Origin of the sequence: Halalkalibacter sp. APA_J-10(15), assembly GCF_023017105.1 — a bacterium.
Taxonomy (GTDB): Bacteria; Bacillota; Bacilli; order Bacillales; family Bacillaceae_D; genus Halalkalibacter.
In genome coordinates this window covers 1-14,106 of sequence record NZ_JALKEV010000032.1, presented here as the reverse complement: position 1 = coordinate 14,106, position 14,106 = coordinate 1, and the positions used below count along the sequence as shown (strand labels likewise).

The following is a 14,106-nucleotide window of genomic DNA, read 5'->3' as shown; positions in this document are numbered from 1 at the left end:
ATACGATTGAAGACAGTCAAGTTGAAAATCTAGTCATCTCCGATGTGATCCCAGAAGGGTTGGAATATGTGCCGGGAACGCTAAGAGTGAACGGGGATGCCGTCACCGATGAGGAAGACGATGATGCTGGTCATTACGCGGATGGCGAAGTAGTCGGTCAATTCGGGAATGTGATAGACACCGAATGGCAGACGCTAGAATTCCACGTAACTGTAGGGGAAGGCCAGGCAAGCCAGGATATTGAAAACGTGGCGATCGTCGATGGAGACAATATCGATGAGCCAGATAGACCGTCAGAGGAAGTGAAGATTTACCCTCGTCATCCTGTCTTAGAGTCAGAAAAAACAGCGACGAATCTAGACGCATCGAAGGATCGCTTTGAAGTAAGCGACACGATTGTGTACACGATTCGTACGCAGAACACGGTCTCTGAAAGTGTCGTTGAACACTTAACGATCACGGATACACTGCCAGAAGGATTGACGTATGTCGAAGGCAGCTTGAACATAAGTCATGATGGTGAAGGCAGCTACGAGGACGGAATGATCACTGCGAACTTTGGTGATGTGACGGATACCGAGTGGCGGACGGTGACATTCCACGCGACGATCGACTCCGGCTATGCGGAGCAGACGATTGAAAACATCGCCGTTGTCGATGGGGGCAACCTTAATGAACCAGATGAACCATCAACGGACATCGAAGTGGAGCCGAAAGATCCAGTGCTTGAATCGGAGAAAACGGCAATCTTAATAGAAAAAGGCGAAGGCAACACCGATGAAGAGAATGCAGAAGTAGGCGACACATTACTGTATACGATTCAAGCGCGTAATACAGTAGAGGATAGTTTAGTGAAAAATCTGATTATCCGTGATGAACTGCCAGAAGGCCTAGAATATGTGCCTGGCACATTAATGGTCGATGGGGAAGCCGTCACCGATGAAAACGATGAGGATGCAGGCTATTACGTAGATGGCGAAATCGTCGGACAGTTCGGCGATGTCACCGACACGGAATGGCATACAGTTACATTCCAAGTGACAGTTGGTGAAGGGCAAGCAAGTCAAGATATTGAAAACATCGCAACAGTCGAAGGGGACAATGTGGACGAACCTCATTATCCAAGCGAAGAAGTACTTGTTTATCCACGAGAACCAAACCTAGATTCAGACAAAGTAGCGGATAACCTTGAAGAAGGCAAAGAAGTGTACCATGTTGGAGACACAGTCATCTATACGATCACGGCACGAAATACCGTACGTGAGAGTGTTGTCGAAAACTTTACGATTTTCGATGAGTTGCCAGAAGGCTTAAGCTTTGTTGAAGGAAGTCTTGAAGTGAGTCATGGTGGAACGGCCGAGTATGAAGATGGCACGATTACCGCCAACTTTGGAGAAGTAACGGATACGGACTCGCGTACCGTCACGTTCCAAGCAGTGATTGAATCTGGTCAAGTAGGAAACGAGATCGAAAATGTGGCTACGATTAGTGGTGACAATGTCGAGAATCCAGAAACACCAGAGCATACACTCACTGTTGATCCTAAAGCGCCACAGCTAGAATCGGAAAAAGAAGCCGAGCTAGTGGAAAAAGCGGAAGGAAATACAGATGCAGAAAATCCAGAAGTAGGCGACACATTACTGTATACGATTCAAGCTCGTAATACAGTAGAGGATAGTTTAGTGAAAAATCTGATTATCCGTGATGAACTGCCAGAAGGCCTAGAATATGTGCCTGGCACATTAATGGTCGATGGGGATGCCGTCACCGATGAAGAAGATGAGGATGCAGGCTATTACGTAGATGGCGAAATCGTCGGACAGTTCGGCGATGTCAGCGATACGAACTGGCATACAGTTGCATTCCAAGTGACAGTTGGTGAAGGGCAAGCAAGTCAAGATATTGAAAACATCGCAACAGTGGATGCAGACAATATCGACGAGCCGGAACAGCCACACGAAGTGGTTCTCATCTATCCACGTGAACCAAAATTGGAATCAGAAAAGACAGCGGAGAACCTAGAAGGGAACGCAGACTTCCATGCAGGGGATACGGTTATTTATACGATTCAAGCGCGTAATACAGTCGGAGATAGCGTCGTTGAAAACCTTGTCCTTTCCGATGTTCTTCCAGACGGACTACGCTTTGTCGAAGGAAGTCTTGAAGTAAGCAACGGAGGAACAGGAGACTACGCAGATGGTGTCATTACGGCAAGCTTTGGTGATGTGTCAGATACAGACTGGCGTATGATCACGTTCCAAGCAACGATTGAAAGCGATCAATCAGGAAACACGATTGAAAACGTGGCAACCGTTGAGGCTGACAATGTGGAAACACCAGGAACTCCATCTGAGTCGATCACGGTGGAAAAGGAATCATCACCTCCACCACAGGAACCAGAGGAGCATCAGCCAGAACCGAATCCAGAGCCAAAACCAGAAAAGCCGGAAGAAAAAGGTGATGAATCAAAGCAACCAGAAGAGACATTACCAAATACAGCAACGAATAACTTCAATATCTTCCTAATGGGCTTCATATTATTAGTAGTTGGAGCTGGCATATGGTATTGGAGAAGGAAGAAAGTACGTGTAGAATAAGACGAGGAAGAGCCTGGGACATAACTAGCTTCAAATAGTGAAAAAGGTGAATTTGAGTGTACTCAAATTCACCTTTTTCTATTTTGCGTGTAAATTCTTCTATTACCCTAGCTGTTGGAAGTAAACTTTCTTAAGTTCACCGCCATTAACGCAAACCCACTCTCGCTTTCTACCTTCGATTTTCCTCGGACAGAAAATCGAGTGAAATGCAAATTAGCCTTCAAGAATCCAAAAACTGGTTCCAAATCGATTTTGCGTTTTCAATAGATGGCACTTGTTTTCGTTTTGTTCACTACCATAACCTGCGTCTGCGACAATGTGTTTCGGTAACTTGAAGTCATTTTGTTTCATTTCATCTAGAAATGAAATGAGCGTACAATAAGGACACTTCCTTCTGATTAGATTTTGTGTGCAACTTTAATTTGTCAGAAGTTGTCCTTATTTTATTGTAAAAAATAAGCTGTTTTATATATATATTGTAGTTCTGACGATGGCTTATTCTCATAATGGAATGGAGCGGAAAGCGAGAAGGGCACTGAAAAGGTCCTTTCTAGTAACTCAAAGAAGAGCAATGGAACGAACCTGTGACAGCCCCTTACTTTAAAGAGTAAGAAATAATGAAAGCCGGTGAAATTTCAGAGGAGGGTTTTGTCCCAGCCTCATTTTGTCATTTTTACTTGTTCTGGATGATCCAAATGGTCAAAACTAGAATGTTTAAATTGAACATAATCGAGATCCTCATGATAATTAATTTCCATCCCATCAAAATACCAATAATCATCTTCAGTAACAAAAAAAATAATGTTCTCTTTTATCACCTTAAAACATTTAGAAGGGGGTTCTTCTTTTGTCACACCTACTGAAAAACCTCCAGACCCAACTCCACCTACACGTACAAATAAACGTAAGGAATCACCAGCTTGAAGGGGAATTTCTTTTTTATATAAATAAGCAGCTTCTTTAGATATTTTTAAATGCAATGGTTTCTTCCTCCTAACCTGTATCCACCTTACCATACAATACGTAACTTTTCTACATAGATAAGAGGGATTTCATTTCTTACATCGAAAGTAATGATAGGATAAAAAAGGAGTGATACAATGTCAAACATTGAAGCAGTAGAAAGAGAATTTAGGGAGTACGTTAAGAAAATAGAAGATTTTAATGAAGCTCTTTCAGTACTTGCTTGGGACTCTAGAACCGGGGCTCCCAAAAAAGGAGTGCAACAACGTTCAGAAATTATAGGAACATTGTCAACTGAAGTGTTTCAATTATCAACATCTAATCAAATGGCTGATTTCATTGAGAAGCTAACAGAAAAGGATGTTTACAACCAGCTCTCCATTATTACTCAAAAGACAGTAGATGAATGCAAAAAGAAATATGAGCGAAATGTAAAGATACCAAAGGAAGAGTATAAGCAATACGTGATGTTACAGGCTGAATCAGAATCAATTTGGGAAGAAGCAAAGGATCAAGCTGACTTTGACATGTTCCGACCTTACCTGGAGAAGCTTCTTGAATTCAAAAAGAAGTTTATTCGTTATTGGGGATACAACGAACACCCTTACAATACACTATTAGATGATTATGAACCGGGCGTTTTCATTGATACAATTGACCACGTTTTTTCCGAGTTGCGTGATGGACTTATTCCGCTAGTAAAAGGAGTGTCGGAATCTCTTAATCAGCCTCAGACAGATTTTATTTATCGAGCATTTTCAAAAGAACAACAAAAGAATTTAAATATGGATATCTTGAATGAAATGGGTTATGACTTCTCCAAAGGACGGTTAGATGAAGCTGTACACCCTTTTGCAATTGGAATAAATCCTAACGATGTTCGTATTACGACAAAATACAAAGAAGACGATTTTAAGCTTGCTTTGTTTGGCACGATTCATGAAGGTGGTCATGCGTTATATGAACAAAACATTTCTGAAGAGTTAATAGGTACACCTTTATGTGATGGAACTTCAATGGGAATACATGAGTCTCAATCATTATTTTGGGAGAAATTTATTGGTAAGCATTATTCTTTTTGGGAGCGAAATTATCAAGTATTAAAGAAGCATTCAAACGGACAGTTCGATCATGTTTCGTTAGAGCAATTTTACTTTGCCATTAATGAGTCAAAGCCATCCCTTATTCGAATTGAAAGTGATGAATTAACCTATTGCTTACATATTATTCTACGATATGAATTAGAGAAATCGTTAATTGAGGGGAGCTTAGAAGTAAAGGACTTGCCTGAAGCTTGGAATGAGAAAATGAAAGAGTATTTGGGTGTAGTGCCTGCTCATGATGGGGAGGGTGTGCTTCAAGATGTTCATTGGTCCTTCGGTGCATTCGGTTACTTCCCATCCTATGCACTTGGCTACATTTATGCTGCACAAATGAAAGAAGCGATTGTTCGTGACCTTCCTCAATTTGATCAATATATTAGCCAAGGAGATTATACATTGATTCATGAATGGTTAAAAAAGCATATTCATCACCATGGAGCAACGAAAAAGCCAGCTGAAATCATTAAAGGCATAACGGGTAACGGCATTAACGCACAGCCTCTTTTATCGTACTTAAACGAAAAATACCGTCGCTTATACCAATTTTAATCTAAAACAGAGCTTTTAGATTGTCTTATTTTCAATTTGTATGTTATATTCATTTCCACGAATATAAGGAAGTGAATGAACATGTTAGAATTAATTTGGATGTATACACTTGTATTTCTATTATCAGCTATTCCATTATTAGAAGCAGTTATAGTCATACCATTTGCCATCTTTGCAGGTATGCCGGCTGTACAAGTGACGATTATCGCATTAATTGGCAATTTACTAACCGTCTATTTTATTATTATCTTTATTGAGCAAATAAAAAAATGGCGAAAAAATAAAAAAGCTTCCAAAAAGTCAACGGAGCGCCGTTCGCAAAGAGCCGAACGTATTTGGAAAAAGTACGGATTACCTGGGCTTGCTATTATTGGCCCCTTAATCGTAGGTAGTCATATTACAGCTTTAATGAGCTTAAGCTTCGGTGGTACAAAAAGAGGGGTCACCTATTGGTTAACGTTTAGCTTAATCGGATGGTGTGTCTTAGCAGCTATTCTTGCCCATTTAGGCTTTGATTTGTTTAATACACGAGACCGTGAGTTATTCTAAAAGTAAAAAGTGACTATCTTAATGGTGTATAGTGAGATAGTCACTTTTTACTTAGAGTGGTTTAAAATGATTAAATTGATTCGTTTGAATCGCAAGCTTTTTTAATTTTGAATTAATAAATGAACGATCTAAATCGAGTAATGTTTCTGAATGGATCGCTAGTTGAATATACTGTGAGAAGTCCCAAATTAATTGCTTAATCTCTTGATTGTTTTGTGATGCAATTAGTGCTAGTGAGTCGATCATCGCAGCAACGACAGAAATATCCTCAATACCGTAATGCTTAATTTGATAATAGCAACGATATAAGTAATCTGAGAAACTCCTTTGCTTATTAATGACTCTTAAGCTTTTGTAATCGTCATTGTAATACGAACGGTGTAAATTTTTACTTGCTAGCGTTGATAATATTCGAGCTAAAGCTTTAATTCCATTAATAGCTGTATTCGGATCATTAATACCTGGGGAGAGTGCTCTCAACGTAATCTCAACAAGCTTTGTTAATCCAAAATCGATATCCTGAATAGTCGCTCTTTCATCAGCAAGGTGAAATGATTTTCTATATTGCTTATGGTCCACCTTATCTCGATTTCCCCAATAGGAAAGTAAAGACATTCCCTTTTCAATGTAATCACCTAAGCTAACTTCTACCTTCACAATACTATCATCAGCGCTTGCTTGAGCGATTAATTCATCAATTTCAATGACAAGTAAATAACCAGAATGATTAGCTTGAATGTACAACGGATCGGTTAATTTAATTTCTTCACTCTCCCAATCTTTCCACGGTTCATCCCGAGTCGTTAGTTCTTCATCCTCATAATATTGATGAACAGCATGAATGGTTTTGGATGTAATATGGTGCATTAAATTACTTACTTGAATCCACTTACCGACATGGTGTATAAAGAAAACAAAGAATCCGACACAAATCATTGCGTAAAATACAGCAAATATCGGAGAAATAAAATAATCTCCTTTATCGTTTTGAAGCAATAATAATAATATTAAGGAGTATAAAAAGCCACCGATAAATACGCCTAAAATACGCTGTGTGTTGATATCTGTTAAGAAGTCTTGCATCGTTCTCGGTGAAAATTGTGATAAATATGTTGTAAGTACAACCATAATTGTCGAAAATGAAATCGTTGTCATCGTTAATAAAGAAGAGGCTATTGTACTTAATAGCGATTGTGCTAAGCTTTTATTAATGAGAAACAGATGAATGTGAAGAAATTGATCTAATAATGCGGTCGCAATGGCTAATACCACGGAAATTGTTCCATATAAAGCAGGTATAAACCAGAAATGATTTCTTAAGAAAAGGATTGGTTTGATCGCCTTCATGTTTCATTTCCTCCATATTTGAGAGACCGTTTTGTTTAGTATTTGGAAAGAACGGTTAAATAATGATTAAAATATTAACTTAGGAGTGATAAAAGTGAAAAACCCAACCGATATACAAATAAAAGAACTATTGGAAGAAAGTAAAAGGATAGCTGTTGTAGGTTTGTCAAACAACCCTGAACGAACATCCTATCAAGTAGCAAAATTTATGCAAAATGCAGGATTTGAGATTATCCCTGTTAATCCGACAATTGAAGAAGCACTAGAGGTAAAAGCGGTCGCCTCATTAAAAGAAATAAGTGGTACAATTGATATTGTGAATGTATTTAGAAGAGAGGAATACTTACCAGAAATCGCCAAAGAGGCTATTAATGTCAAAGTAAAATCCTTTTGGGCGCAATTAGGTATTGAAAATGAAGAAGCATATTCATTATTAAAAGATCAAGAAATACTCACAATTATGAATCGCTGTATTAAAGTGGAATATGCTAGACACCAATAGTGAACATGTATTTATTTCAAACAATATTAAGATTTCATGAAATATTTATGCAGGAATTTAAAAAGTGTTTGCGAATAATGAAATAACCGCTACAATAGATAAGGCAACGTAGTGACGGTTATGGAAACATTTGTTCGTGTGTGCTACAATATTTTTGTAGCATGGTGAAAGGAGTACACAATTTGGTAAGGAATCAGATGGAATATAATGATGAATCAATTCAAGTATTAGAAGGATTAGAAGCTGTTCGTAAAAGACCCGGTATGTATATCGGTAGTACGGACGCTAGAGGGCTTCATCATCTCGTTTATGAAATTGTTGATAATTCAGTAGATGAGGCCTTAGCGGGGTTTGGTGATTCAATCGAAGTAACGATCCACCGTGATCAGAGTGTCTCTATTTCTGATCACGGCCGAGGCATGCCTACTGGGATACATAAATCAGGAAAGCCTACACCAGAAGTCATCTTGACAGTCCTTCATGCAGGGGGCAAATTTGGACAAGGCGGTTATGCAACAAGTGGAGGACTTCACGGTGTAGGTGCTTCTGTCGTTAATGCATTATCTGAATGGTTAGTTGTTGAAATTAAACGAGACGGTCATATTTACAAGCAGCGCTTTGAGAATGGGGGAAAACCTGTTACCGGTTTAGAGCGGGTTGGAAACACTAGAAAAACAGGAACAACCATTCATTTCAAACCAGACTCATCTATTTTCAGCACGACTACTTATAACAGTGAAACGTTAACAGAACGTTTACGGGAAGCTGCTTTCTTATTGAAGAGATTACTGATTAAATTAACCGATTTACGTGGGGAAGGATCAGTACAAGAATTCCATTTTGAAAACGGAATTGAAGCATTTGTTGAATATTTAAATGAAGATAAAGAAACGTTAAGTCCAGTTGTCTTTTTTTCTGGTGACCAAAATGATATTGATGTCGAATTTGCTTTTCAATTCAACGATGGCTATACAGAAAATGTCCTATCCTTTGTCAACAATGTACGTACGAAGGATGGAGGGACACATGAGCTAGGGGCTAAAGCAGCGATGACTCGTGCCGTCAATGAGTACGCTCGTAAAGTAAAGCTCCTTAAGGAGAAGGACAAAAATCTTGATGGCTCAGATATACGCGAAGGGTTTACAGCAATTGTTTCAGTTCGAGTACCTGAACAAATGCTTCAGTTTGAAGGACAAACAAAAGGTAAATTAGGTACTCCTGAGGCGCGTTCTGCCGTTGATGGAATCGTATCTGAAAAGCTATCTTATTTCTTTGAAGAAAATCCTGACATTAGTACAATGTTGATCCGAAAAGCGATAAAAGCAGCACAAGCACGTGATGCGGCTCGTAAAGCTCGTGAAGATGCTCGTAATGGTAAAAAAAGCAAAAGGAAAGATGTATTGCTAAGTGGTAAATTAACTCCCGCTCAATCAAAGAATCCAAAACGAAATGAACTATACTTAGTTGAGGGGGATTCCGCGGGAGGCTCTGCTAAGCAAGGCCGCGACCGAAAATTTCAGGCTGTTTTGCCGTTGCGAGGTAAAGTAATTAACACGGAAAAAGCAAAGCTTGAAGATATTATGAAAAATGAAGAAATCAGAACGATTATTCATACCATTGGAGCTGGAGTCGGTTCTGATTTTGATCTCACTGATGTCAATTATGACAAAGTCGTTATTATGACAGATGCCGATACAGACGGAGCTCATATTCAGGTGCTTCTATTAACGTTCTTTTATCGTTATATGCGACCACTTTTAGATGATGGCAAAGTGTATATTGCCTTACCCCCACTATATAAAGTTAGTAAAGGTAGTGGAAGAAAAGAAGTAGTGGAGTACGCATGGGACGAGCGAGAATTAGATACGAAAATTAAAAGTGTTGGTCGTGGTTATATGCTACAGCGTTATAAAGGTCTTGGTGAAATGAACGCAACTCAACTATGGGAAACAACGATGGACCCAACAACTAGAACATTAATACGTGTGAAATTAGAAGATGCGGCTCGTGCTGAAAAACGAGTGACTACGTTAATGGGTGATAAAGTGGAGCCACGCCGTAAGTGGATTGAGTCACATGTCGCATTCGGACTTGAAGAAGAGTCAAATATTTTGGAAAACGAAAATTTAGCTATTATTGAGGAGGAGTAAGCTTGGCACAAACAGAGCGTTACTTAGATCTTCCTTTAGAAGAAGTTATCGGCGATCGTTTTGGCCGATATAGTAAATATATTATTCAGGAGCGTGCATTACCTGATGCCCGTGACGGATTGAAGCCTGTACAGCGTCGGATATTATATGCGATGCATAAGGAAGGGAATTCAGCGGATAAACCGTTCCGAAAGTCCGCGAAAACGGTCGGGAATGTAATCGGTAATTACCACCCTCATGGAGATTCATCTGTGTATGATGCAATGGTTCGGATGAGTCAAGAGTGGAAAGTACGAAACATTTTAATTGATATGCATGGAAACAACGGTTCAGTAGATGGTGATCCTGCAGCTGCTATGCGTTATACAGAAGCGAGATTATCGAAAATCGCTTCCCAATTATTACGTGATATTGATCGAAATACAGTTGATTACATTCCAAATTTTGACGATTCTGAGCAAGAGCCTGTTGTTCTTCCTGCAATGTTTCCAAATTTACTTGTCAATGGATCAACAGGAATTTCAGCTGGATACGCAACTGATATTCCACCTCATCACTTAGGTGAAATCATTGATGGGGTTATCATGCAGATGGAAAATCCGAACGTAACTTTAGAAGATTTACTAACCATTATTAAAGGGCCTGATTTCCCTACTGGTGGGATTGTACAAGGATTAGATGGCATAAGACAAGCGTATCGAACAGGTAAAGGAAAAGTAGTCGTTCGTGCTAAAACAGAGGTTGAGCAATTAAAAGGTGGCAAGGAACAAATTACGATTACGGAAATCCCATATGAAGTAAACAAAGCGAATCTAGTGAAGAAAATGGATGAGCTTCGTTTTGATAAAAAAGTAGACGGGATTGCTGAGGTTCGTGACGATACAGATCGAACGGGTATGAGAATCGTTGTTGAATTAAAAAAAGAAGCGGATGCAAATGCTATTTTGCACTATCTGTTTAAAAATACAGATTTACAAATTACATATAACTTCAACATGGTGGCCATTTCAAGAAAAGCACCTAAACTAATGGGACTTCAAGAGCTGATTCAGGCGTATATTGATCACCAGAAAGAAGTCATTCGACGACGTTCACAATATGACCTTGAAAAAGCGAAAGACCGTCAACACATCGTTGAAGGTCTGATGAAAGCTATCTCGATATTAGATGATGTTATCTCAACAATTCGTGCTTCTAACGATAAAAAAGACGCAAAGAATAATTTAATTGCTCAATACAAATTTACTGAGCTACAAGCTGAAGCAATCGTAAATTTACAGCTTTATCGATTAACAAATACTGATATTACAACACTTGAAGAAGAAGCAGCCGATCTTGAAAGACGTATACATGAATTAGAAGCGATCTTAGCAAGTGAGAAAAAGCTTATTCGAGTTATCAAAAAAGATTTAAATAAAATTAAAAAAGACTTCGCTGATGTCAGAAGAACAGAAATTAAAGAAGAAATCGAAGAAATTAAAATAAATATGGATGTCTTAATTGCTTCAGAGGATGTTATGGTAAGTGTTACACAAGATGGTTATGTTAAACGTGCGAGTATTCGCTCCTATTCTGCCTCAAATGGTGAACTGCCGACTTTGAAGGAAGGTGATCATTTAATTGATTACTTTGAAATGAACACAACCGACACATTGCTCTTATTCACTAAACTAGGGAATTATCTTTATATTCCCGTACATGAGCTTCCAGATGTCCGTTGGAAAGAGATGGGGCAGCATGTCGCAAACATCGTTTCGCTTGACCGAGAAGATAAAATTATTGCTGCAATTCCAATAAAAGAGTTTACTGATGAATTTTCGTTGTTATTTATTACACGTAATGGTATGGCTAAACGTTCAATGCTATCACTATACCAAGCACAGCGTTACTCCAAACCACTTATGGCAATCAAATTGAAAGCTGACGATGAGGTCGTTTCCGTGTTTAAAACAAATGGCGAACAAGAGTTGTTCATCGCTACTCATCAAGGTTACGGATTATGGTTTAGTGAGTCGGAAGTAAATGCAGTTGGTCAACGGGCAGCTGGGGTAAAAGGGATTAGCTTAAAAGAAAATGATTATGTCGTTAATACTGAATTATTTACACTCGATGAAAATGTTGAATTTTTAATTGTCACGCATCGTGGAGCAGCTAAGAAAGTAGCAATAAGTGAATTTGATAAATCAAGCAGAGCGAAAAGGGGCTTAACATTATTAAGAGAATTAAAATCAAACCCTCATAGAGTCGTTTCATGTATTAAGATTTGTCAGGATGATACAGTAGCCTATGCTTTGTTAACAGAAAAAGGAACTAGAGAGGAAATAAATCCAAAGCTGCTTCGTAAGAGCGATCGATACAGCAATGGCTCCTTTTTGATAGATGCTAATGTAACAGGCGACGTCATCGATGTGATCAAATACCGAACATGATCCATTGAAATAAACCGAGGTTTAACGATCTCGGTTTATTTTCTGCAAATTAAATTTCATTCTTAAAACAAAGGAGTGAAAAAATGAAACGAATCATTGCGAGTAACGTGTGAAGCCATCGCTAGACTAAATAAAGGTACTAAAAAAACGATGTATACTATTATTTTTTGTTTTCGTCTCAATATAATACGTATACTTGATTTTTGATACAAGAAAGAATATCACTTCATTGGTTCCGATAATATATATTATGTAAACTAGATAGAAGTAACGTATATTTAAAAATATTCTCCTTCTCTTCATTGTACAAAATGAAAAATTCAAAAACATTTTATTTAGACAGGATAATTAAGAACTAAATAATGAGAACCCATTATTGACCTGTTTTTATCAATGGGTTCTCATTATATTAATTTAATATAATTCGCATAAGTATTTTAGTTATCATCGTATTAATATTTTCTTTCTCATACTTTTGGTTATTTTGCTTAAACTATTCTGGTCTATTAATCTCCTATGACCAAAGCTTTCACAGGCATTTCAATAGAATCTTTGTCGGGTACTAAACTTCCATATTTTATTTCCATAATTATACTCCTTAATATAAATAATTCCTGGTTATATTATCACAAGCACTTTCGGTCTCTCTTCCTTCTTGAATGATCCTGTTCGTTAGTTTAAGTGAATAACTTCACAATGTCGCAATTCTTCATACTAAAATCATACCAGAAGATAATAAATTATTGTTCATATTTCCCATATTTATGTAAATCGTTATTGCGTAGTATGTAGTCAAATAAGAAAAAGACAATCACAATTAATGCTGCAATCGTCTCTTAGATGGGTTTAGTCTATTCACAGTGTAGTTGTACTATGCAGCAACAATCACGTATTTAGTGAAATAGTACATTTTTATATTTTTATGTCTTTTCTTATTGTTTCTTTCCACAAATTGATGTTGTTAATCGCATTATTTTCTCCACCACTATAAATATTTTCAATTGTCATTGCCCATCTCCTGAATACACGTTTCCTTTCATTGCTTGGTAGTGGATTTGTTATTTTAGTAACATTTGAAACGAGTTCTTTATTTTTCCTAAGTATATAATCGATGTCCCACTTATTGTCATAAGCCCCTATAAATAAGTTTATCATTGTTTCATAGCCATCTTTTGTATAGTTGGATGGATGTTGAATCATATAACAAGAAACAAGCCAAAAATGTAAATCATATAATTGGGGGTCGTTATGTTCCCAAACCAAAGGAAATTGAAACATCTCAAAGCATGAATAACCATCTATTTCACTAGCCCCACATTCAATGCATTTTTCTGATTCCATTACTATATTGTTATCAACCATAGCAATCAATCCCTTCACAAAATAAGTATGTATTTATTTTACCCTTATACGCTACGTAAAGGTCCATACCTATTTAATATCAATATCCCGCTTCGTTCAACAACAATAGAAACTTCCGTTGCAATATCTCTTAAACTTATGCCCCTATAATTGAAAATAATTGCTCAATAATTTGTTATTCCAGTACCCACATTACCTAAAGTACATTTTTTCACTTTATCTTTAATAAATTCGGGAAGCTTATGAAAAAACATCTACAACAGCCTTTTATATTTTTTATAACGTATATTTTCAAAGTAATAGCCTTATATTTCGTATGCTCTTTTATAAACACTGTTTGGGCACATTATGTGGGCTTCCCACACTACCCCCTTTTTTTCTCCCCAATCCAAGCACCTTTCCTAATGATATTATTATTTTATTTATACGACGGTTTGTCAATCTAACTGCGACACTTCTTCCCAAAATGCTTCGTGTGAAGTTTTCCAGCCAAGACATTTCCTTGGTCGATGATTAATTAAATATAAGGCTAACTCTAGTTCTTCTTCAGTAATG

The 14,106-nt window shown here is 37.7% G+C and carries 9 protein-coding genes and 2 pseudogenes; 6 read left to right on the top strand and 5 right to left on the bottom strand.

The window, feature by feature from the left end:
* Window positions 1-2,597 (top strand): isopeptide-forming domain-containing fimbrial protein (locus tag MW695_RS21850; RefSeq protein ID WP_247107577.1); only part of this gene is annotated, 2,597 nt, incomplete at its 5' end.
* A 107-nt stretch (window positions 2,598-2,704) separates the two neighbouring features.
* On the opposite strand, the pseudogene MW695_RS21845 reads toward MW695_RS21850, so the two are convergent.
* Both MW695_RS21845 and MW695_RS21840 read right to left on the bottom strand, forming a co-directional pair.
* Window positions 2,705-2,857, bottom strand: a pseudogene (locus MW695_RS21845) (transposase); the annotation flags it as partial.
* A 399-nt stretch (window positions 2,858-3,256) separates the two neighbouring features.
* Window positions 3,257-3,577, bottom strand: a complete 321-nt coding sequence (locus tag MW695_RS21840; protein ID WP_247107576.1) for an iron-sulfur cluster biosynthesis family protein — start codon at window positions 3,575-3,577, stop codon at window positions 3,257-3,259.
* A gap of 120 nt (window positions 3,578-3,697) precedes the next feature.
* On the opposite strand from MW695_RS21840, the gene MW695_RS21835 reads away from it, so the two are divergent.
* Window positions 3,698-5,212, top strand: a complete 1,515-nt coding sequence (locus tag MW695_RS21835) for a carboxypeptidase M32 (RefSeq protein ID WP_247107575.1) — start codon at window positions 3,698-3,700, stop codon at window positions 5,210-5,212.
* 81 nt (window positions 5,213-5,293) lie between these two features.
* A complete protein-coding gene (locus tag MW695_RS21830; protein ID WP_247107574.1) occupies window positions 5,294-5,761 on the top strand; it encodes a small multi-drug export protein in 468 nt (155 codons plus the stop codon).
* A 51-nt stretch (window positions 5,762-5,812) separates the two neighbouring features.
* Here MW695_RS21830 and MW695_RS21825 read toward each other — a convergent pair whose 3' ends face one another.
* Window positions 5,813-7,108: a DUF2254 domain-containing protein gene (locus MW695_RS21825; protein WP_247107573.1), complete on the bottom strand. Its 1,296-nt coding sequence runs from the start codon at window positions 7,106-7,108 to the stop codon at window positions 5,813-5,815.
* A gap of 88 nt (window positions 7,109-7,196) precedes the next feature.
* Here MW695_RS21825 and MW695_RS21820 point away from each other — a divergent pair, with 88 nt between their 5' ends.
* The 3 genes from MW695_RS21820 to parC all read left to right on the top strand — a co-directional run bounded on the left by MW695_RS21820 (window position 7,197) and on the right by parC (window position 12,189).
* Window positions 7,197-7,610, top strand: coding sequence for a CoA-binding protein (locus MW695_RS21820; protein WP_247107579.1), 414 nt, complete (start codon window positions 7,197-7,199; stop codon window positions 7,608-7,610).
* A gap of 161 nt (window positions 7,611-7,771) precedes the next feature.
* On the top strand, window positions 7,772-9,760 hold the full coding sequence (gene parE / locus MW695_RS21815; RefSeq protein ID WP_483299877.1) for a DNA topoisomerase IV subunit B: 1,989 nt from the start codon (window positions 7,772-7,774) through the stop codon (window positions 9,758-9,760).
* Between the two features lie 2 nt (window positions 9,761-9,762).
* Window positions 9,763-12,189, top strand: a complete 2,427-nt coding sequence (gene parC / locus MW695_RS21810) for a DNA topoisomerase IV subunit A (protein ID WP_247107572.1) — start codon at window positions 9,763-9,765, stop codon at window positions 12,187-12,189.
* A gap of 912 nt (window positions 12,190-13,101) precedes the next feature.
* On the opposite strand, the gene MW695_RS21805 is transcribed toward parC, so the two are convergent.
* A complete protein-coding gene (locus MW695_RS21805) occupies window positions 13,102-13,551 on the bottom strand; it encodes a DUF5946 family protein (protein WP_247107571.1) in 450 nt (149 codons plus the stop codon).
* A gap of 437 nt (window positions 13,552-13,988) precedes the next feature.
* Window positions 13,989-14,106 (bottom strand): annotated as a pseudogene (locus MW695_RS21800) (IS30 family transposase); the annotation flags it as partial.

Bases quoted from the DNA above. Each gene is read 5' to 3' on its own strand.
- MW695_RS21825 (WP_247107573.1), bottom strand. From the start codon at position 7,108: ATGAAGGCGATCAAACCAATCCTTTTCTTAAGAAATCATTTCTGGTTT.
- MW695_RS21805 (WP_247107571.1), bottom strand. From the start codon at position 13,551: ATGGTTGATAACAATATAGTAATGGAATCAGAAAAATGCATTGAATGT.
- MW695_RS21830 (WP_247107574.1), top strand. From the start codon at position 5,294: ATGTTAGAATTAATTTGGATGTATACACTTGTATTTCTATTATCAGCT.
- MW695_RS21835 (WP_247107575.1), top strand. From the start codon at position 3,698: ATGTCAAACATTGAAGCAGTAGAAAGAGAATTTAGGGAGTACGTTAAG.
- parE (WP_483299877.1), top strand. From the start codon at position 7,772: ATGGTGAAAGGAGTACACAATTTGGTAAGGAATCAGATGGAATATAAT.